Source organism: Bacillus sp. AFS012607 (assembly GCF_002558005.1).
Classification (GTDB): Bacteria; Bacillota; Bacilli; order Bacillales; family Bacillaceae_G; genus Bacillus_A; species Bacillus_A thuringiensis_S.
In genome coordinates, this window is the sequence record NZ_NTVM01000009.1 from 135,124 (window position 1) to 156,929 (window position 21,806).

Consider the following 21,806-nt stretch of genomic DNA (forward strand, 5'->3'; position numbering starts at 1 on the left):
ACGTCTATTGTTGCTTTTCAATTACAGTAGCAGCAATTCGTTCAAACTCTTTTTGAATCTCCTCTTTATATGCATCTACTATTGAAAAATCCATAGCAGCAATATAAATTCGTTCTAATTTATCACGAACCGATTTTGCTTTCGCTAAGAAAGACATCGCCTCATTCATTTTTGCTTTATATTGAATGGAGACATCACGAATTTCCTTCGCATATTTCTCATCCGTCCCTGGCGTAACAATAAGGGCATACATATCAATAATTTCATCACCCTCGCGACTTGGAAAATATTCATGTGGTGCGGTGCTATCAAAAATTGCAAATCCTAATTCTCTTACGATAACCATATCAAGACTATTCGGGTCAAATCCGCAATGATATACTTCAACTTCAAACCCTTTTTCCTCAGCTGCCTTAGCTAACTTTTTGAGCATCGTTGATTTTCCAGAGCCTGGGCGCCCTTTTATAAAATAACGATGTGGTAACCCTTCTGTTAAATTAGGAACAAAATCAACTGCTCCTTTCGGTGTAGCAGCTCCTAAAAAACGATGTTTTACAAGCGATTGTCTCCCGCTTTTATCTGCAAATAATTTCTGGATTAGCTGATTGGTTAGTTCATTTGCTTTATTAAAATCTATATTATCAATATATATCTTCTCCCACTCATCATGTATAACCAATGCCTCTTTAAAACGTGCGTAAGCAGACTGAAAAGCTTTGCTTGCTTCTGAAACAAATCTTTCAATTTCTAACTTCTGCTTTCTTAGTTTATCTGAGTCCCAAGCAATTCCTAAATTTATATACTCTTCAACAACTCCTGGCATTTTTGGCTCAATAACATGCGGCGATGTCCCATCAACAATTCCTACTTTTAATTTTGGGATAATTACACCATCAACCGATTTATTATCAGAAGAACAATGTAACAATTCAATATCATATCCTTTTTCAATCCATTCACGACCTATTGCCTTTATTAAAGAAGATTTTCCCGTTCCTGGGCCACCCTTTAAGATAAATAATCTGTCTAATCCTTTTAAATTCTCTTCGTATAAATTGTGAAATCCCCTAGCTGTATTACCACCAGCATAATAATTTAATACATTTCCTGTCACTGCACTCACTCCTTCGCAGCATTCTATTTACATAACCTACAATATGCGAGCAGCTTTATTTGGGTGAATACCTATTTTGTATTGCACGAAAAAAGGAAATGAATTACAATTTAACTATCGGAAAATTCCGTTTTCAAAAAAACTGAATACTTCTTTATCAAGAGAGGCAGAGGGACCGGCCCTTTGAAGCCCAGCAACCTCAGTTTATACAAACTGAATAGGTGCTAATTCCTGCAAAATGCATTGCATTTTGGAAGATAAAACTCAACTAGCATGTAAAGCTCACCTTTCTTGATATTGAAGGGTGAGCTTTTTATTATTTGAAAAATATATATTGGAGGTATGTAAAATGAAAGTAATTGATTTATCGCAAACATTTGAAAATAATATGTCTCAATTTCCTGGAACACCTAAAATACAACTAGAAGCTGTTACAAGTGTTGAAGAATCAGGCTATCAAGTTACAGATTTTCATTCTGTCGTTCATGTTGGCACGCATTGTGATGCTCCTGCGCATTTTATTTCAGGCGCAACGACCATCGATCAATTACCGCTGGATCAATTTGTAGGTGAAGCTGTTCTTATAGATGTAACACATATTCAAGAGCGAAAATTACCTAAGGCAGTATTGCATAATACTGACATAAAAGAAGGTGATATTGTTATTTTTCATTCTAATCTATCCACCAAATGGAATACAGAAGCTTATGAGAAAGAAGCATTTTATCTTTCTGAAGAATTAGCTGAAGAATTAGTTCAATTAAAAGTAAAATCTATCGGTTTAGATTTCATTTCTCCTGATGAAGTCACAACAGAAACATCACCGATTCATCACATATTACTAGGGAATAATATTTACTTAATTGAAAACTTAACAAATCTAGATGCTATCGAAACAAAACGTTTCTTTTTCTCAGCCGCACCTTTAAAAATTAAAAATAGTGACGGTGCTTTCGCAAGAGCATTTGCTGTTATATTTTAAACACAACCTATAAAGTGAACCTTTAATCAGTGGGGGTTTTGTTCATCCCACACCTAACTTCTTTGCTTCCGCTGAATTTTGAGGTGGGGGTCTTACTGCCCGGCAAATAGCGGGATTAAAAAAAGCAAAGGCCACTACTGGTCTTTGCTTCTATATTTTCTATTTAAATTAAGAAAGAATTGTTCCACACGGGGACGCACCCAAGCTAAACAATCTATCTCTTTCTTCTTTGTGCAAGCTATCTCTTCTCCATCTACCATTTCAACAAGTTCTAGTTCTAACAGTTGCCTCGTGAATGCTAACATATTCACTTCTTCAGATGGATACTCTTCTTTTAATTTCTCCTCAATTTCTCCCAATAAAAAACCGTCACGCATCATTGCCAATGCATCAATCCAAAGTGGCGGCATTTCATATTTTTCTCCTGTAATTGTATCTTTTACAATATAATTCTTTTGCTCTTTTCGAAATTGAATCGTGTGTAAACATACAGTCGAATTTAATGTTAATTCCATCATACCACCTCTTTCATAATATCTGCATAGAAAAAAGGATGCGCGTGCACCCCTTCTTATCTTTTCATAACACTACTGAACCGTTACATGAGTAATCAATCTCATGTCGATATTTTCCTCCATTATAAACGAAGTATTTTATAAAAAAAACCCTTCTTGAAACATTTTATAAAATGTTTATATTTACACAACAAGAACACTTTTCTGAAAAATCTTTTCTCCCAATACATTAAACGGTCGGCAGAAAAATTTCTACTTTCGTTCCTACTCCTAGACTACTTTGGATTGTGATACTCCCTTGATGTTCCTTAATAATTTTATATGTAATCATTAATCCAAGTCCTGTACCAGTCTCCTTTGTTGTGTAAAATGCCTTGCCGATTTTTTCCAACTTTTCATTCTCTATACCAAATCCTTGGTCTTCAACAGAAATACACAAATGTCCTTGCGTTTTTTGATATGCACGGATATGAATTTCTCCGCCCTCTGGCATTGATTCTATTCCATTTTTAATGATATTTAATAACACTTGTTTTAATTGCTTATCATCACCGTTTATAGCCGGTAAATTCCCATCTACTTGTAAATGACATTTAACTCTATATTGCATTGCATAACTTTCCATTAGATGCACAACATATAGAAGGATGTCTCGTATATTACACCTTTCATAATTTGTTGGCTTTGGTTTTCCTAACAACATCAATTCACTAACAAATCCATTAACCCTTTCAATTTCTTGTAACATAATGTCGTAGCTCATCGTATCAGCTGGATTTCTTTCTTTTTGCATTTGCGTAAACCCTTTTAACGCTGTTAACGGATTTCGAATTTCATGGGCAATTGTTGTAGACATAGTTCCAATCACAGCTAAATTTTCCGTCTCTTTCATATTGTTCATCATTTCAACCACTGTTCTTACATAAGATTGAAATCGTTTTAATAAAGAATGTGAAATAATGAAATAGAATACACATAAAACAAGTGGAATTACCACTTTTAAATCTTGTAATAGCAATGTGAGAAATACGTACTTTCCAATTACACTAAAGGAAACTAAATAAAAGTATTTTCTATTCACGAAAACTGGGGCAAATAAAATTAATAACATTTCTACCATACTACCATGTTCAAAAGGTCTATCCGTTCGCAAATAAATCATTAAATTATTAACAAGATTGATAAACATGTACCCAAATAAAAATAAATATTTTACAGAATATACATACCCTCTTTTTTGAAGGTATATAGAAATAGGAAATATTGCTATTACAAATATAGGCACACCTATCCCAAGACTACCTTCTGGCCAACCTACCGCTGTTCCACTAATATTCATAGCAGGATACACAAAATAATATATAGCGTCATATAAAAAGAATATAATATAGAATAATAATATAAATACCTTTAAGGCTCTTCTTTCTTCATAAATCAAGCTCTTGTATTTGTTCATATAAAAACTCCCCTTGATCGATACAAAAAACTTTCATTGTTATCTCCTTAAAGTATAAGTATGAAATTGCTTTCAGGGCAATATTTAACCTTATAATACTAAAAGGAAGGAGATCTCTCCTTCCTTTTGGTAACAAATTACACCCATCTTACCCTGTCATGTAACAATCCATCAGTAAAATTATTATGCCCCATTACAAAATCCTTCATATATAAATTTAAATACTCACCGTACTTACTTTCTGTATTTAATAACAACTCCTCGACGTAATAAGCACCTTGTTCAAATCGATCTAAAAGTAAGCTGGACAAGCCCGCATAAATCCCGCACCCTACCTGAAAATACGTTGCATTCGTTTTATATTTACGAAAAACTTGGCTACTATTCATCACATTATACATATATGTCTCACTATTTTCATAAACGAGTAACACACCGACCAAGTCCTCTCCAGCAACCTCTTCTTCCGCTGGATTAAACACTTTACGATTCCAGTTCCATAAATCTTCTACTTGGTCTAAATTCTGTCTAATTATATTTGTTGTATACTCATTAATTCGGTAAAGAAAACCAACTTCCATATTAAAGTTTTTCCCTAAAATTAATACTTCCTCATGTGGCATTAAACAACCATAGAATTCTTTTTCTCCCAACTTCACTTTATACTCTGAAGCATATACATCTTCATAAAAGTAAAGAGGACGATGTTGACTCATATACATCGGATAACTCCAGATTGCTTCATCTAAAAATCGCTCTACTGCCCATGAAGCATAAAGTGTATGTGGCTTTATAAGCGCTATATCATTCAAAAACGACGTGTCATGTTCTACAATATAACATGCTCTTGGCCTTTCATTTGGTCGTTCCTTCATAAGTTCAACAACCATCCATTGAACAACACCTGGATTCATACCTGAACCTATAATCGCTTTTGTATTTGTAAATTTCTCTTTCTCCTTCTCAAACCTTGTATATCTTTCCGTAAGCTGAAAGCCGATTAAGCTATCGTCCTGATCTACGGCCTCATTTTCCAAGGCTGAATTAATATAACAAATTCCTAGTTCATTACAGCAGCTTAATACTCTAATTGTATCTGCTCCTGAAACATCAATCACAACACTCGTTCTTTTTTCTTTTAAATGTTGTTTAAATTCCACTACATTTTGAAGGTTTATTTCATATAAATATAAGCGACCTTTCAAATTCGAAAACAACTCATCATAATAAGTCCTATCTTTTTGTTTTATATCCACCAAATGAAATTTGGCATTCTTTAATACTTCATAAATTGGATCTTTTTCATTTGCTATCGCTTGATTTAAAATTGCTAAAACTGCTTTTGCTGCTCCACCAGCACTACCAAGCAATGTAATTGATAACGAATTCGGAAACTGCTCCACAAACAAAACCCCTTTAATAAATTAGTTGAGCAGCTCCTCCTCAAAAAATAAATTGAATACATAAAAAGATAGCTCGTACATATTTCTTTATAAAGTAGTGCAAAATTATTTTTAAAAGATCACACTATAATATATTTATATTCAATTCATTTTTCCCCTCATATCCAAATTAAACTAAATAAATAGGCTCGACCTTTTCTTCTGCATATAAAAGAAAAAGCCAGCCCTTCCAACTAATCTACGGACAATGGACGGATTTTACATGTTGAATATTCACATACATTTTTGCATCACGTGCTTTTGATATTTCAATATGACCTTCATCAATTTTCGCCATTTTTCCAATTTTATTGGACTCCTCACCTAAATCGAACACCATAATTTTCCCTGTCATTTTAATAAGCTGTTCTTCAAACGTTCTAGCTAACGTAATATTTAACGGATTTACGGGGAGTTCATTTTTATTGAGGGCATACGGTACTTGGTTTTCTTTATACGGAATTAACCATTTTAAATGCTTTAAAGATATATATACCGTTTTATAAACCGGACTATAAAAAACAATATAATCGTTCATCACACTTGTAACATAACCATGTATTGGAGCATTTCCTGCTACATAAACTTCTGTAAAAATACCTTTAGAAGTACTTAATACTTTTCTCAAAGAAATTGAAGGGGATTCCCTCTTAATTACAGAATCAACATCTGGTTTTGATATTTCTTCGTCATATGGTCTTAAAAATTTATAGTATTGTACATGATATAAAGATATATATACGTAATCTTGTCCATTGTAAAGAACAACGATATCATTTCCTACATCAATTAATACACCTTTAAATCTTTTTTCACCGATTAATTTAACATATATATTTTCTCCAATACTTTTATTCAACTCATTCATCTATATCCTCCTTCCTATGAATATCAGCTTTCCTATCTTCCGTTTCAAAAAAAATAATCAGGGCAATGTTTTGTCTTAATAGTAAGTAATTCCTTTTCATACTATCGAAATAAGAAATTGTTCTTCTCTTTCCCTCATAATGCCCCTCTTATTTATTAAACATTATTCATCTTCATTCTTTTTACATTTCACTACTTGACTCACACTCTTAATATGATAATTAATGATATAAATGACTTCATCGCAGTTTACTAGTGTAATACATTCTTCATGCACTTCACTTAATAATCCTTCCACACATTCTGGACCGCCACGATTAATCTTTACCCACTTATACTTCAAGTCACGTAATACATCGACAAAAGTATCATCATCAGAGCAGAAACATGAAACATAGGAATCGCCACATTTACTTTCTTTCACTTTCTTAGCTAGACTCTTCACATGTTTCAATTGGTAATATACTAATTCACCAAGAGGAAGTTGTAATGTAAGGTAATCTCTCCCTAACGATACAAGTACCCCCACTCGACTCTCTGGTCCACGAAGATTTACTTTTACAGTCTCACCGACTAAGCATTTAATTTGCTCACAGCATAATATACTTTCCAAATTTGTATCCTCCTTTCTTATTATCTTCCTCTACTTGACTGTCTTTGTGCGCGAGCTCGACCTGAATTATCGCTACTACTTTCCTTACTATTACTATCTTCGCTCTCATCGCTCTCTCCGCATGCTAATGCATTATAGTTAACACTTTTAATATGCTTTATTGCAATTAATATAACTTCTTCTTTTACAATTAATGTAACGAAGTCACAAGAAACATCTTGTAAAATGCCTTCCACTTTCTCTGGACCACCGCGATTAATTTTCACCCAGCAATATTTGAAGCTTAGAAGTAGTGCTTCAAAGTCGTCTGCACATTCGCAATCTTCCCAATCACAATCACTTGATCCACAGTCTTTTGCATTTTTCGTAATACTTTTCAGATGGCTAAGTTGATAGTAATAAAGCTCACCTTTTTCATTCTTCAATACGAAGTAGTCCGGACATACTGATATTATTGTTCCTTTTTGAGATTCTGGACCACCCCTGTTTACTCTCACAAAAGATCCAATTAAGTCTTTCAGAAAATCACAATGAAATAAACTCACGAGAAAACCCCTTCCATTAATTTATAAGCTTTTGCACTGATAGTATATGTATCTGTACAGGTTACGTTCTCTATGTTTGTCCTAGCTAGAAAAAAATATGCTTTTAACATGGTAGACTACTACCTATCAAAAATATAAGAAATTCTGCGTGCCCATTAGGATTTTGATACATTTAAACAAAAATCCCGTATGAAGATACATTTCTGCATATCTTCATACGGGATTTCCCAAAGTTTAGTCTTCGTCTTTAACATCCATATCTTCTGGAATTGGTTCATTTAATATTTCTTCCACTAACTGCTTATATTTCTCCATTTGTTCTAAATGTGTATTGAATTGTTCTTTATTTACTAAATATTGCTCTCCATCGAATAGCGCACGAATTTTCTTTTGCTGAATTAACTCTTCAATATACGATTTCGGTAAATTCAAATACTCCGCAGTCTCTTCTACTGTTATATACAATGCGTTCATTCCTTTATTATTTTTTCATCTATACTGTATCTTACTTTACTTTATTTTTGTAAACAAATAAAAAAGATTTTGTAAATGCAGTTCAAAAAGCAGGTAGATGCATTCCATATATTGTATAGTATTATATAGTAAGAATTTTTTAAATATAGAATGGTATTACCCATTTACACAAAGGAGAGTTAACATATGGCTACTCGTCACATCATTACAATGTTAGAAAAAACACTACAAGTTGAAACAGAAAACACAATTTCTCATTTGAATGTATCTTTATCTGATCGTTTTCTTTCTCAAAGCACAGCAATACATGAAAACAATTGTTATCATACAATTGGTGAATGGTACAAAAATCATTTCTTATTCCAACAAGATGATTTCCTTTGGGCTAAATATGCTTTCTATGACGCATATTGTGAAGCCATCAAAAAACAAGGCCATCTTACAAAACGCGTCCGTCAAATATTAGAATCATTGGCTCGAAAACATGGAAAACAATATATTGCTTCTATACTAAATATGCCATTTCCTAATGAACGCGCTAAAGGGACAGCGTAATTTAGCCATGTTCTGCGTAAGCAAAACATAGCTAAATTGTTTTCTAGGATGCTTTACCAATAAAATGTTCATATCATATGAACTGATGAAACCGGTGTCATTATAATGATTGAAAATATAGTAAACAGGAAAACCCCCACGTACATCTCTCATCCATTTGAATAGAGAAGTATGTGGGGGTATACTTGTTCCTTATTATTTCATCATCTGTTTAATCAGTTCTCGATTTCTCTTCTTAAATACTTCATTATGAGAAGAAACCATTCCGTACTCACTTGCATCTGGTTGGATAAATTGCTTTGCTTTATTCACAGCATTTCCAGCATCTTGGAATGCACCTGCAATTAAGTGTAGTTTCCCTTCGTGCTTTAAAATATCTCCAGCAGCATATAATCCATCTACTGAAGACTCACTATTTGCATTACCTGCAATATAATAATTATCTATAATCGCAACGTCTAACTCACTATTTTCTAATAATGTAATGTCACGTTCATATCCATGATTAATAATAACTTCATCAATAGGTAAATGAGAAACCTCACCTGTTTCATGATTTGTCAATTCTACATATTCGATCGCTTCATGATTATCACCAGCAATGAGTTTTGTAATCGATGTATTAAAGAAACACTCCGCCGAGCTGTTCAGCAGTTGTTTTACTTGTGCTTCATGACCAGATAATTCTTCTTTTCTATATGTTACATACACTTTTTTCGCAATTGGTTCTAATTCATTTGCCCAATCAACCGCAGAATTTCCTCCGCCGGAAATAATGACCGTCTTACCTTTGAAACGCTTTAAAGATTTCACTGTATAATTTAAATTAGATACTTCAAATCGCTCAGCACCTTCAATTGATAACTTTTGAGGTTTCAATATACCACTTCCAGTTGCGACGATAACTGTTTTTGAAAAATGTTCTTCGCCATTGCTTGCTTTTAACGTAAAAGTGCCATCTTCGTTACGAATAATCGATTCTACTTTTGTATTTAATACCACTTCTGGCTTAAATGTTAGCCCTTGCTGTACAAGTTGTTCAATTAATTTATCACCTGTAACTGGCAGCAGCCCTCCTACATCCCAAATCATCTTCTCTGGATAAACATGTATTTTTCCACCTAACTGTGGTTGAAATTCTATTATTTTCGTTTTCATCTCTCTGAGTCCACTATAAAAAGCTGAATAAAGCCCTGCAGGTCCTCCGCCTATCACAGTTACATCAAACAATTCTTCTTGATTCATTCGTGTCACTCCTCAGCTACTAGTCATTGATTATCATTCTCAATAAAATATAACCTGTTTCCGCAAAATTTACAATCAAAATTACTATTGACAATACACCTATATAAAATTATATTATTTAAAGAATCAATAGTGATAATCATTATCAATTTGTTAATAATTAGCAAATTGAGATTACATCTCCTTTCATTAATATGGTTAATACTATATTATAAAATCTCATATTCAAGATTTTTAATAAATTATTTTGCATTACCACTACTCTTTCAAAAAGATTACAGTTAAACAAATTATTGTATACACATATCATCTATGTTAAAGGAGAAAGACGATGAAAAAGTTATTTATTTCACTAACAGTTCTTTTCGTTCTTGTTATGAGTGCTTGTAGCAATGGCTCTACAGACAAAAAGAACGATGCAAAAGGTAGTAAATCAGAAACAATTACATACCAATCTGAAAATGGTAAAGTAGAAGTTCCTGCAAATCCAAAACGCGTTGTTGTATTATCATCATTCGCTGGTAACGTAATGTCATTAGATGTAAATCTTGTTGGGGTAGATTCATGGTCTAAACAAAACCCACGTTTTGATAGCAAACTTAAAGATGTTGCTGAAGTATCAGATGAAAATGTTGAAAAAATCGCTGAACTAAATCCAGATTTAATCATCGGTTTATCAAATATTAAAAATGTCGATAAGTTAAAGAAAATCGCTCCTACTGTAACATACACTTACGGAAAAGTTGATTACTTAACACAGCATTTAGAAATTGGTAAGTTATTAAACAAAGAAAAAGAAGCAAAAACTTGGGTTGATGACTTCAAGAAACGTGCACAAGAAGCTGGTAAAGAAATTAAAGCAAAAATCGGTGAAGATGCAACAGTTTCTGTTGTAGAAAACTTCAACAAACAGCTTTATGTATACGGCGAGAACTGGGGCCGCGGAACAGAAATCCTGTACCAAGAAATGAAATTAAAAATGCCTGAAAAAGTAAAAGAAAAAGCATTAAAAGAAGGTTACTACGCATTATCTACTGAGGTATTACCGGAATTTGCTGGTGATTACTTAATCGTAAGTAAAAATAAAGAGACTGATAACTCATTCCAAGAGACAGAATCATATAAAAACATCCCAGCAGTAAAAAATAATCGCGTATATGAAGCAAACATGATGGAATTCTATTTCAATGATCCACTTACATTAGATTTCCAACTAGACTTCTTCAAGAAGAACTTTCTTGGTAAATAATACAAACATGAGGAATTCTTAATTTAAGAATTCCTCTTCCTTTATTCTATGAACAGAAAAGATGTGAAACGAATGACAAAAGATCATGAAAATCCACGTTCTATAGCTTTTACATACAAACTAATTTTAAGCTTAATTGCATTCTTTCTTATTTTTATGGTTGCAATGGTATTAGGTGCTGCAGATACTTCGATAAAAGATGTATGGTTAGCACTCACTTCCTCCGCTAAAGGAGACAAAATATCTATTATTCGAGAAATACGTTTACCACGTGAAGTTGCTGCTATTTTTGTAGGAGCTGGATTAGCCGTTTCTGGAGCGATTATGCAAGGATTAACACGAAATCCACTTGCAGATCCTGGTTTATTAGGGCTATCTGGTGGAGCAAATGCTGCGCTTGCACTGACACTTGCTTTCAATCCTTCCATCAGCTATCTTTACTTAACATTAGCTTGCTTTATCGGTGCGGCAATTGGCGCAATCATGGTATTTGGAATTGGTATGGTGAAAAAAGGCGGCCTTTCTCCTCTTCGAATTGTATTAGCGGGCGCTGCAGTTTCCGCATTTCTACTCGCAATTTCAGAAGGAATCGGCATTTATTTTAAAATTTCACAAGATGTATCACTTTGGACTGCTGGGGGCGTAATTGGAACAACTTGGAGCCAATTAAAAATTATTATTCCAGTCATTTCAATTAGTATCTTTATCGCTATCTTACTAGCAAAAAAATTAACAGTTCTTAGTTTCAGTGAGGAAGTGGCTATTGGACTTGGTCAAAAAATTATTGTTATTAAAACTATTTTATTTATCATTATTATCTTACTTGCAGGTGCATCTGTAGCGCTTGTTGGAAATATGGCATTTATCGGTTTAATGGTACCTCACATGGTACGCCCAATTGTCGGTCCAGATTACCGATTTGTTATACCGATGTCAGCAATTGCTGGAGCTTCCTTTATGCTACTTGCAGATACAATCGGACGTACTATTAACGCTCCGTACGAAACACCAGTTGCGGCAATTGTCGCGATTGTAGGGTTACCATTCTTCCTATTCATTGTACGTAAAGGAGGAAAAACATTCTCATGATGCAATCTATTCTAAGAAAACAACGTCTTATTATACTCGCTTTACTAATACTGACCATCACCACCATTGTAGTTGGAATGGGACTTGGTTCAGCATCTTTATCTTATGATCGACTACTCCCAACATTAATGGGACAAGGGACTTTTAAAGAGGAGTTTGTTTTATACTCTTTAAGACTACCTAGAATTGTGATTACATTATTAGCTGGTATGGCTCTCGCTTTATCAGGGGCTATATTCCAAGGAATTACTCGAAATGATTTAGCTGAACCTGGTATTCTCGGGATCAACTCTGGGGCCGGTGTTGCTGTTGCTATTTTCTTTTTATACTTTCCAATAGATGTAGGTTCATTTCTTTACTTACTACCAGTCGTTGGATTTATCGGGGCTTTTCTGACAGCTGTTCTAATTTACGTATTTTCATATAGTAAATCAACTGGGCTTCAGCCAATCCGACTAACATTAACCGGTATTGGTTTTTCATTTGCACTATCTGGAATGATGATTGTCCTTATTTCATCCGCTGATCGTATGAAAGTGGACTTTATCGCCAAGTGGATTGCCGGAAACATTTGGGGAGATGACTGGGTCTTCGTTTTAGCAATGCTCCCATGGTTAATCGTATTAATTCCGTTCGTTTTCTATAAAGCAAATCGATTAAACATTCTAGCATTAAACGAGCCAGTCGCAATCGGTGTTGGAATTGAAATTGAAAAAGAACGCAGATACTTATTAGTTGCAGCCGTTGCGCTTGCAGCTGCAGCTGTTTCCGTAACAGGAGGAATTAGCTTTATCGGACTAATGGCTCCTCATATCGCGAAATCTTTAGTAGGTCCAAGACATCAAATTTTCATGCCTATTGCCGTTTTAATCGGCGGATGGCTATTGCTATTAGCAGATACAATTGGCCGAAACATCGTTGAACCTAACGGCATCCCAGCAGGTATTGTCGTTGCTTTAATTGGGGCTCCTTACTTTATGTATTTGTTGCTTAAGAAAGCGTAAAAAACACCCTCAAGATCTTTTCTTGAGGGTGTTTTTGTTTCATTCTACTGCTGCCCATACCCTTCAAACTTCTTCGCCAAATTCTCCATCTCATCTTCTGGCAAAAGCTTCGGTTCTCCGACGCTTTTCGTTTGATAATAAATTTGAGCACAAAACTCAATCTCTTCTGCAACAGTAAACGCCATTTTTATATTATTTGCACCAGCAATTAAACCGTGATTTGCAAGTAGCACAGCACGACGATCAATCATGCCTTCAAAAGCAGCATCCGCTAATTGCTTCGTACCAAATGTTTCATACGGTGCACAGCGAACATTCGGGCCTGCGAAAGCAATTAAATATGAAACAGCAGGAAGCTCCCATCCTAATGACGCAATCGTCTTTGCGTAAGGAGAATGTGTATGCACAAGCGCATTTATATCTTCACGATTTCTATAATAAATAAGATGCATATCTAGTTCGCTTGATGGCTTTCTCTCTCCCTCTACCACTTCACCATCTAAGTTTAATATAACTACATCTTCAGGTTTTGTTTCATAATACTCTAAACCACTTGGACTAATCGCAACAAGACCTTGTTCGCGATTGAAAATACTAATATTACCCCCAGTCCCCTTTGTTAAACCACTAGAGATCATTTTCTTTCCATACGCTACAATTTCTTCTCTTTCTTTTTGTAATAACATATACATCCCCCTAAGTATGAAGCTTATGATGACTGACTTTTATATTTATCTATTTATTGAAATAGCTTTTTTAAATTCTCCGTAAACGGTGCCTTTACAATCCCTTTTTCTGTAATAATCGCTGTTACATTTTCATATGGAGTAACATCAAATGCTGGATTATATACTTTACTTTCTTTCGGAGCTGAATATTGTCCGAAACGATTAATCACTTCAGAAGCATCCCTTTCTTCAATCGGAATTTCTTTTCCTGTCGGTGTTTTTAAGTCGATTGTTGGTGTTGGCGCTGCTACATAAAACGGAATGTTGTAGTATTTAGCTAAAATAGATACGCCTAATGTGCCAATTTTATTTGCTACATCACCGTTTGCTGCCACGCGGTCACATCCAACGATTACAGCATCGATTTTTCCTTGTGACATGACCATAGCTGCCATATTATCCGTAATGACAGTAACATCAATTCCCGCTCGCTGTAGTTCTAATGCTGTTAACGTTGAACCTTGTAACCTAGGACGAGTTTCATCTGAATAGATTTTTAAGTCCCATCCTTTTTCTTTCGCTAAGTACATTGGTGCTGTCGCAGTACCATACTTAGTCGTCGCTAACGCACCAGCATTGCAATGTGTTAATACTCCCATTTCATCATGGAATAATGTTAATGCATGCTCTCCAATTTGACGATTAATTTCTTCATCTTCTCTATGAATCTCTTTTGCCTCTTCTAGTAATCTGTCTTTCAACTGGACGATTGATAAGTGCGCGTTCTCTGTCGCTACCGCTTCCATTCTTTCAAGTGCCCAGAATAAGTTTACTGCTGTTGGCCTTGATGTTGCCAAATATGCACATACCTTTTTGACTTCCTCTATAAAGTCTTCCATCTTACTTTGAATAACTTCCTTTGTTCCTAAATACACACCGTACGCTGCCGAAACACCAATTGCTGGTGCTCCTCGTACTTTCATTACTTGAATGGCATCCCACACACTTTCAGCTGTCTTGAAAGATTCATAGACAACCTCATTCGGTAATAATGTTTGATCTAATAAAACTAAAGCATCATCTTTCCACTGAATGGGTATTAATTGCTCTTCCATCATATTCTCCCCTTACTTCGCGTAGTGCATTGACTGTTCTTTTAACGTTTCTACAAAACGTGCACCCGTTCTATATTGATTCGCTCGTAAAATAAAACTCTTCGCTACTTGAAGACAAATTCGCTCCGCTCTAGCACGTGCTTCCTCATTCTCAATACAAGTAATATCTTTTACTTTCGCTAATCCAACAATACGGCGAATTAATTCCAGACCTGTCACTGCAGCCGTATCCTCTAATACAGATTGTAAATATACTTCGCTAAAGCCTTCTTCCTTCGCCATAATCTCGGTCACATGAATATCCCAAGCATCTAAAAACTTCTTCTTAAATAAATCAATTACCTGTACCATCGTAGTTTGTAACCAATCCATATACGTATCTTTCTCCGCTCCAGGTGGTATCGTTGCATCTGCATTCACCCAAGCAAACATTAAATTCGCCATTACATTCCCAACGTCATATCCCATAGGTCCATAAAAAGCAAACTCAGGATCAATAACCTTTGTAGAATCATCTCTTACAAAAACAGAACCAGTATGTAAATCACCATGAAGTAATGCCTGTGCATTCGTCATAAAAGAAAATTTACGTTTCGCTACTTCCATACGAAGCTCTTTATCACTATAAATATGTTCCCTAATCCATCCCTCATTTAACGGAAATAACTCATTACGCTTATTATGATTGGTAAATGGTTCTGAATATACGAGGTCCTCTGTAATCTCACATAATTCAGGATTTATATAATTCTTCACAAGTTCCTTCTTCTCTTTATGATTCATTACAACATCCGATGTTAATAAAAGTGTATTTACCATAAAAGTAGTTAAATCATCCGCAAGCCTCGGAAATATTTGATGATTTATAAGTGCTGTACGTAATATTGTGTGATCCGATAAATCTTCCATTACGCAACAATTCATCACACTATCAAATAAATACACCTTAGGAACAAGTCCGGGTGCTAACTCATCCTCTAACTGCAAAACATCTGATTCTATACGAATACGGTTTGTCGACAACTTAAACTCATCTGAAATGCGAGCTGTATCCCCAGCTTGCTTTACGATGACTGACATGTTCTCTTTTTCATCCCAAACGCGGAACACATAATTTAAATTGCCATCACCTATTTCTTTACACTGTAACTCCTTTGCATGTTCAAACTTAGACAATTTCTCTTTCACATATGCAATCACATCTTTAGCTTCCATTAAAAAATACTTCGTGAACTTAGACATGGTTTCCCCTCCACACTAATTGTAAGCGTTTTCTAAAAGCTATAAAAAATAATAGGTTGAATTTTTTCATCCTATAAATATGTATTCTTCTTTTTGAAAGATATATCTAGGTTTTATTATATCTTGTTAGCACTTTGAGTCAATGTTTCTAACTATCATCTTAATATACTTCCTAATTATATATTTGAGATGACAAAAATTGTTCAAAAAATTTCCGATTCATTTTATTTTATTTATCACAAAATTCTTTGTAAAATAGAAGTAAGCAGTTCCTTTTCAAAACCACAACTTCTAAGAAATATTTCCTTCCTAAAAAATTAAACTTACACACTATCTCTAACATACACACTATCTCTAACATACACACTAAACTTTTCAAACACTCATCTAAAATTTATAGACTTAAAATTACCTTTCTATTCCCTGATAGCCTTAATTGAGAATAAATATTAATTAAATTGGAATAAAGTTGGTTTATTCGCTTGACAAAATAACCAATTCTATATGATAATTAATATCGAATTAGAATTATTATAGTTAATTAAAAAATATATTTTATGAGCACACTATTTTTTGATGCTCAAACCAACATTTAGGAGGAATTTTAACATGTTATTAATCGGCACAGAAGTAAAACCGTTTAAAGCTAATGCTTACCATAATGGAGAATTTATCCAAGTTACTGACGAAAGTTTAAAAGGAAAATGGAGTGTAGTTTGTTTCTACCCAGCTGACTTCACATTCGTTTGCCCAACTGAACTTGAAGACTTACAAAACCAATATGCAACTCTAAAAGACTTAGGCGTTGAAGTATACTCTGTATCTACAGACACTCACTTCACTCACAAAGCATGGCATGATAGCTCAGAAACTATCGGCAAAATCGAGTACATCATGATCGGTGACCCAACTCGAACAATCACTACAAACTTCAACGTTTTAATGGAAGAAGAAGGTCTTGCTGCTCGTGGTACATTCATCATCGATCCAGACGGCGTTATCCAATCTATGGAAATCAATGCTGACGGTATCGGCCGTGACGCAAGCATTCTTGTTAACAAAATTAAAGCTGCTCAATACGTACGTAACAACCCAGGTGAAGTTTGCCCAGCTAAATGGCAAGAGGGTTCTGCAACACTTAAACCAAGCCTTGACCTTGTAGGCAAAATCTAAGGAGTTCGATCAAAATGATACTAGATGCAGATATAAAAACACAACTATCCCAATACCTTCAGTTAATGGAGAACGATATTTTACTTAAAGTAAGCGCAGGAGACGATAACGTATCTAAAGATATGTTAGCTCTAGTAGACGAATTAGCTACTATGTCATCTAAGATTACAGTAGAAAAAGTTGAATTAGAGAGAACACCAAGCTTTAGCGTAAACCGCCCTGGTGAAGACACTGGTGTCGTATTCGCTGGTATTCCATTAGGACACGAATTTACATCATTAGTGTTAGCTTTACTACAAGTAAGTGGACGCGCTCCAAAAGTTGAACAAAAATTAATCGATCAAATTAAAAACATTCAAGGCGAATATCATTTTGAATCTTATATCAGCCTAAGTTGTCATAACTGTCCTGATGTTGTACAAGCTCTTAACGTAATGAGCGTTCTTAACTCTAGTATTACACATACTATGATTGATGGCGCTGCATTCAAAGAGGAAGTAGAAAGCAAAGACATCATGGCAGTACCAACTGTTTACCTAAACGGCGAATCTTTCGGAAGCGGTCGTATGACACTTGAAGAAATTTTAGCTAAAATGGGTAACGGTCCAGATGCATCAGAGCTTTCTGATAAAGATCCATACGATGTTCTTGTTGTTGGTGGCGGCCCTGCTGGTGCAAGTGCAGCAATTTACGCAGCACGTAAAGGCATCCGCACTGGTATCGTTGCTGAGCGCTTCGGTGGTCAAGTAATGGATACTATGGGCATTGAGAACTTCATCAGCGTAAAAAAGACTGAAGGTCCTAAGCTAGTAGCAAGTCTTGAAGAGCACGTAAAAGAATACGATATCGATGTAATGAATCTACAACGTGCGAAACGTTTAGAGAAAAAAGAACTTATTGAAGTGGAACTTGAAAACGGCGCTATTCTGAAAAGTAAGAGCGTAATCGTTTCAACAGGTGCTCGCTGGCGTAACGTTGGCGTACCGGGTGAAGCTGAGTTCAAAAATAAAGGTGTAGCATACTGCCCACACTGTGACGGTCCATTATTCACTGGAAAAGACGTAGCAGTTATCGGCGGAGGTAACTCTGGTATTGAAGCAGCTATCGACTTAGCAGGTATTGTTAAGCACGTAACTGTTCTTGAATTCATGCCAGAATTAAAAGCTGATGCTGTATTACAAGAGCGTCTTAACAGCTTACCAAACGTAACTGTTCTGAAAAACGTTCAAACGAAAGAAATTACTGGTACTGATAAAGTAAACGGTATTTCTTACATCGATCGTGAAACTGAAGAAGTTCATCACGTTGAATTACAAGGTGTATTCGTACAAATCGGTCTTGTGCCAAACACAGACTGGTTAGGCGAAACAGTTGAACGCGCTCGCGGTGAAATCGTAACAGACAAGCACGGCGCTACAAACGTACCAGGAGTGTTTGCTGCAGGTGACTGTACAAATAATCCGTACAAACAAATCATCATCTCTATGGGTTCAGGTGCAAACGCAGCTTTAGGTGCATTTGATTACTTAATTCGTAACTAATAAAAAAGACGCGCTACCAATAGGTAGCGCGTCTTTTTTATTACATTGTATCCAAATGTTCGTCAAATTCCTTCCAGCATATTAAATCATATGGTGGTTCTATATCTAATACTACATTTACATCTTCTGCTACTACTTGTATTCTTTTTTCTGGGTTATCTCTTTTTCCTGAAGGATAAATAGCAAGCTTAATTATTTCCTGCTTTCCATCTTCATAAATTCTTTTCTTTAAGTCTAATTGGTCAATTTGTTCTTTTGAAGGAATCTCTTTCCCTTCCCAATCACATATTTCAAATAGAGGATATCGATCCCCATACCATTCTTCAATAATCTCGATGACTTTCAGAATAATATACTTCCCCGACACTAATTCATAACTAACAGCATCACCTGCTTTTAAAGAAGTATTTGCTATAAATCTCTTCGGTATTTTTTTAGCTTGTGGCTGCGGAGAATGTAACTGTTCTCTAAGTTTATTTAACACTACTTCACGTTTTCTCTGTAATGTATGTTCTTCTTCCCAGCGTGCTAAATCTGCGCCGCTCTCTATTATTTGCAATGCCTCATGTTTAACATTGTCTTGAAGCCTTCCTAACTTCCATTGTATATAAGCAAATGCTAACCAAAAAACAAGTATCTCTTCATCATCTAGTTCAGTCTGGTATTCATCAATTACAACCCTACTTGCTTCTTCATTTGAATATTCATTTCCTAATAAGTCCTTATAAATTAACTGAATATCTTTAGCAATATCATCTGATAATATCGCTACTCCCCAAGCCCCCATACATTAGCACTCCAATCTATAAACTAAAAACCTCTCATTCCCATTCTTCTCATAAGCCCCTGGCAACCTTACTTCCCGCTTCAACTCAAACGCTGTCTGATTCTCCAAGAAGAAAATATAATCTTCAGAAGGATAGTATAAAATAATATCGACTTCTCTCTCCGCCTCTTCTACCGAAAGCAAAATGTTATTTACTACATTCATAAACACTTGTACAGAAAATGGATTAAAGAAATAAAACCGGTTATCACGCGGATCAATTTCATATTCCTGCGCTAAACAACATTCAAAATCAATTTTATCTTTACCGTTTCTTACCTTTCTTGCATAACGATCTCGATTATCCATCGCTTCTTTATAAAACTCTTCATTCATTTCAATTCCAACTGCTGATGCACCACATTTATGATGCATATAAAAGTTTAATCTTCCTTTTCCGCACCCAAAGTCTACAATTCGGTCGCTACTTCGTATTTCATATTGATTCAGTAACTCATCTAATCCGCTATAGGGCGTCGGTTCATAGCGGTGATAATGCATAGACTTGTTAAACCCCTTTTGCTCACCGACTGTTTTTATATGTAAAACTGCATCGTAATATTGTTCGTTCATTCGTTTTCTCCTATTAAAAAATGGTACTTATTATTATACACCATGTACTGGAGATTCATTTTTAATCAAATTAATAGGTACGTGAAATTATATTAACGATTTTCTTAATATATCTATCGTAACTTCAAATATATCAACGATTTTTCAAATATATCGATTTACCGACAATCCACGACAAAAAAACAGGAGCTCTCTAGCCCCTGTCTTCTAACACTTTCAATACAGTTTGTTTCAATATTTCTACTCCATCCATAATACAACTATGATCAAACCTCATATACGGATGGTGTAATCCAGGTTGTAGGTCTGCTCCTAGTCCAAGCATGACAGCTTTTAAATGTGGTCTTTTCACTGTGTAATAATGGAAATCATCGCTTCCTGTCGTATAGAGAGATCCCGTACATCTCTCTTCCCCATACACTTCGATAATACCTTTACGCATAAAGCGCTCTGCTTCTTCGGAAACCTCTGCTCCTGGTGCAAGATCCATCCATTCATATGAAGTTTTCGACCCCATCGATGCAGCTGATTCTATTACATGCTCAATCTTTTCCTTTAATTCTTCTAATAGTATATTACTCTCTGCTCTTACATCTAAACTGAAATGACCATTTCCCGGAATGATATTTAAATTATCGCCACCAGCTTGGCATCTCGTCATTTTTACTGAATAGGAACTTTGCGGTGGCAACCAAATATTTTTCAAACCGATATTAATCATGGAAATGACATCAATTGCATTCACACCTTGGTGTGGTCTCGCCCCGTGTGCATCCTCCCCATGAATCATCCCCTCTAAAAATCCAGCTGCTCCATGGCGAATAGATGAGGCTCCTTGTTTCAAAGATAGTTCTTCAATCGGTCTTAGATGGACACCAAATAAGAAATCAGCATCATCTACAGCACCTTTCTCCACCATCTTCAAAGCACCATTACCCTTCTCTTCTGCCGGCTGAAAAATAAACCTAACCGTACCACTTTTCCATCTCATATTTTTCAATTGTAAAATAACTCCCATTACAATGGTCATATGAGCATCATGACCACATGAATGGTTCGCTTTAAATTCTCCATCTACTTCTTGCCAAAGTGCATCCATATCAGCACGAATCGCAATAACTGGATTCCCGCCTCCAATCTCAGCAATTACACCTGGACAATCATCAAATGTTCTATATGAAATTCCTTCTTCTTTTAAAAAGTCAGTAATATACGCTGTCGTTTCATATTCTTTCCAACTTACTTCAGGGTTTTCGTGTAAATGCTGAAAAATCTCCGTTAAGCGCTCTTGTAGTTCTAATGTTTTCAACGTTCCAGTCTCCTTCCCAAATTATAAACCATCAGGTTAATTATACTTATGAAAAACAGATGTTTTTATGAACATATTGAATTTTAAGAAAAAAGTCAATTGTTTATTTTTAAATACGATCGACAACTCACTTCATAACGATAGAACATTCCTTATTTTCTGTTTTTATGTTGACGCTTACATAAACTTTTAGTTATCATAACCTAATA

At 35.1% G+C, this 21,806-nt stretch carries 22 protein-coding genes and 1 riboswitch; of the genes, 7 read left to right on the forward strand and 15 right to left on the reverse strand.

All coding sequences use genetic code 11. The annotated features are described in order from the left end of the window. Positions 1-4 precede the first annotated feature (4 nt). Positions 5-1,114 (reverse strand): PRK06851 family protein, encoded by a 1,110-nt coding sequence (locus CN409_RS09855; RefSeq protein WP_000147466.1) that lies wholly within the window; start codon positions 1,112-1,114, stop codon positions 5-7. Positions 1,115-1,265: 151 nt separating this feature from the next. Beyond that, a riboswitch (SAM riboswitch) is annotated at positions 1,266-1,378 on the forward strand. Positions 1,379-1,463: 85 nt separating this feature from the next. Between CN409_RS09855 and CN409_RS09860 the strand changes: the two genes are divergently transcribed. Further along, on the forward strand, positions 1,464-2,096 hold the full coding sequence (locus CN409_RS09860; protein ID WP_000862976.1) for a cyclase family protein: 633 nt from the start codon (positions 1,464-1,466) through the stop codon (positions 2,094-2,096). Between the two features lie 134 nt (positions 2,097-2,230). Here the strand turns inward: CN409_RS09860 and CN409_RS09865 are convergent, their stop codons facing one another. The 7 genes from CN409_RS09865 to CN409_RS09900 form a co-directional block, all read right to left on the reverse strand. Further along, positions 2,231-2,611 carry a hypothetical protein gene (locus tag CN409_RS09865; RefSeq protein ID WP_000424116.1) on the reverse strand — a complete coding sequence of 127 codons (381 nt, stop codon included), beginning with the start codon at positions 2,609-2,611 and terminating at the stop codon, positions 2,231-2,233. 229 nt (positions 2,612-2,840) lie between these two features. Further along, the gene (locus CN409_RS09870; protein ID WP_086389655.1) at positions 2,841-4,067 is read right to left on the reverse strand and encodes an ATP-binding protein; all 1,227 of its coding nucleotides are present in this window, start codon (positions 4,065-4,067) and stop codon (positions 2,841-2,843) included. 137 nt (positions 4,068-4,204) lie between these two features. Continuing rightward, positions 4,205-5,470 (reverse strand): hypothetical protein, encoded by a 1,266-nt coding sequence (locus tag CN409_RS09875; RefSeq protein ID WP_000434723.1) that lies wholly within the window; start codon positions 5,468-5,470, stop codon positions 4,205-4,207. A 238-nt stretch (positions 5,471-5,708) separates the two neighbouring features. Continuing rightward, positions 5,709-6,377 (reverse strand): LSm family protein, encoded by a 669-nt coding sequence (locus tag CN409_RS09880; protein ID WP_001004281.1) that lies wholly within the window; start codon positions 6,375-6,377, stop codon positions 5,709-5,711. 162 nt (positions 6,378-6,539) lie between these two features. After that, positions 6,540-6,989: a hypothetical protein gene (locus tag CN409_RS09890; protein ID WP_000443833.1), complete on the reverse strand. Its 450-nt coding sequence runs from the start codon at positions 6,987-6,989 to the stop codon at positions 6,540-6,542. A gap of 20 nt (positions 6,990-7,009) precedes the next feature. Next, on the reverse strand, positions 7,010-7,534 hold the full coding sequence (locus CN409_RS09895) for a hypothetical protein (RefSeq protein ID WP_000051518.1): 525 nt from the start codon (positions 7,532-7,534) through the stop codon (positions 7,010-7,012). A gap of 234 nt (positions 7,535-7,768) precedes the next feature. After that, positions 7,769-8,008: a helix-turn-helix domain-containing protein gene (locus CN409_RS09900; RefSeq protein ID WP_001998970.1), complete on the reverse strand. Its 240-nt coding sequence runs from the start codon at positions 8,006-8,008 to the stop codon at positions 7,769-7,771. A 186-nt stretch (positions 8,009-8,194) separates the two neighbouring features. Here CN409_RS09900 and CN409_RS09905 point away from each other — a divergent pair, with 186 nt between their 5' ends. Beyond that, on the forward strand, positions 8,195-8,563 hold the full coding sequence (locus CN409_RS09905) for a hypothetical protein (RefSeq protein WP_000235474.1): 369 nt from the start codon (positions 8,195-8,197) through the stop codon (positions 8,561-8,563). Between the two features lie 195 nt (positions 8,564-8,758). Here CN409_RS09905 and CN409_RS09915 read toward each other — a convergent pair whose 3' ends face one another. Then, positions 8,759-9,808, reverse strand: a complete 1,050-nt coding sequence (locus CN409_RS09915; protein WP_001070938.1) for an NAD(P)/FAD-dependent oxidoreductase — start codon at positions 9,806-9,808, stop codon at positions 8,759-8,761. Positions 9,809-10,139: 331 nt separating this feature from the next. On the opposite strand from CN409_RS09915, the gene CN409_RS09925 reads away from it, so the two are divergent. From CN409_RS09925 to CN409_RS09935, 3 genes are read left to right on the forward strand one after another with little or no spacing between them, the layout of a single operon-like run. Further along, entirely contained in the window at positions 10,140-11,057 is a 918-nt protein-coding gene (locus tag CN409_RS09925; protein ID WP_000732570.1) for an iron-hydroxamate ABC transporter substrate-binding protein, read from the forward strand. A gap of 48 nt (positions 11,058-11,105) precedes the next feature. Continuing rightward, entirely contained in the window at positions 11,106-12,146 is a 1,041-nt protein-coding gene (locus CN409_RS09930) for a FecCD family ABC transporter permease (RefSeq protein WP_002153558.1), read from the forward strand. Beyond that, positions 12,143-13,150 carry a FecCD family ABC transporter permease gene (locus CN409_RS09935; protein WP_000983742.1) on the forward strand — a complete coding sequence of 336 codons (1,008 nt, stop codon included), beginning with the start codon at positions 12,143-12,145 and terminating at the stop codon, positions 13,148-13,150. The genes CN409_RS09930 and CN409_RS09935 overlap by 4 nt, the downstream gene beginning before the upstream one ends. 44 nt (positions 13,151-13,194) lie before the next feature. On the opposite strand, the gene CN409_RS09940 is transcribed toward CN409_RS09935, so the two are convergent. Genes CN409_RS09940 through mtnK form a run of 3 tightly spaced genes read right to left on the reverse strand, consistent with a single transcriptional unit; the run spans position 13,195 to position 16,175 of the window. After that, the gene (locus tag CN409_RS09940) at positions 13,195-13,836 is read right to left on the reverse strand and encodes an L-fuculose-phosphate aldolase (RefSeq protein ID WP_000926560.1); all 642 of its coding nucleotides are present in this window, start codon (positions 13,834-13,836) and stop codon (positions 13,195-13,197) included. Positions 13,837-13,889: 53 nt separating this feature from the next. Beyond that, positions 13,890-14,933: an S-methyl-5-thioribose-1-phosphate isomerase gene (mtnA, locus tag CN409_RS09945; RefSeq protein ID WP_000392488.1), complete on the reverse strand. Its 1,044-nt coding sequence runs from the start codon at positions 14,931-14,933 to the stop codon at positions 13,890-13,892. Between the two features lie 12 nt (positions 14,934-14,945). Continuing rightward, a complete protein-coding gene (gene mtnK, locus CN409_RS09950; protein WP_097980819.1) occupies positions 14,946-16,175 on the reverse strand; it encodes an S-methyl-5-thioribose kinase in 1,230 nt (409 codons plus the stop codon). A gap of 609 nt (positions 16,176-16,784) precedes the next feature. Between mtnK and ahpC the strand changes: the two genes are divergently transcribed. Further along, a complete protein-coding gene (ahpC, locus tag CN409_RS09955; RefSeq protein ID WP_000924420.1) occupies positions 16,785-17,348 on the forward strand; it encodes an alkyl hydroperoxide reductase subunit C in 564 nt (187 codons plus the stop codon). Between the two features lie 14 nt (positions 17,349-17,362). Further along, positions 17,363-18,889 (forward strand): alkyl hydroperoxide reductase subunit F, encoded by a 1,527-nt coding sequence (gene ahpF, locus CN409_RS09960; protein WP_000599506.1) that lies wholly within the window; start codon positions 17,363-17,365, stop codon positions 18,887-18,889. Positions 18,890-18,929: 40 nt separating this feature from the next. Here the strand turns inward: ahpF and CN409_RS09965 are convergent, their stop codons facing one another. From CN409_RS09965 to CN409_RS09975, 3 genes are all read right to left on the reverse strand, one after another. Beyond that, complete coding sequence (locus CN409_RS09965) at positions 18,930-19,676, reverse strand: hypothetical protein (RefSeq protein ID WP_097980820.1); 747 nt, start codon at positions 19,674-19,676, stop codon at positions 18,930-18,932. A 3-nt stretch (positions 19,677-19,679) separates the two neighbouring features. Further along, the gene (locus tag CN409_RS09970) at positions 19,680-20,288 is read right to left on the reverse strand and encodes an SAM-dependent methyltransferase (protein WP_097980821.1); all 609 of its coding nucleotides are present in this window, start codon (positions 20,286-20,288) and stop codon (positions 19,680-19,682) included. 193 nt (positions 20,289-20,481) lie between these two features. Then, entirely contained in the window at positions 20,482-21,597 is a 1,116-nt protein-coding gene (locus CN409_RS09975; RefSeq protein WP_097980822.1) for a M20 peptidase aminoacylase family protein, read from the reverse strand. Positions 21,598-21,806 lie beyond the last annotated feature (209 nt).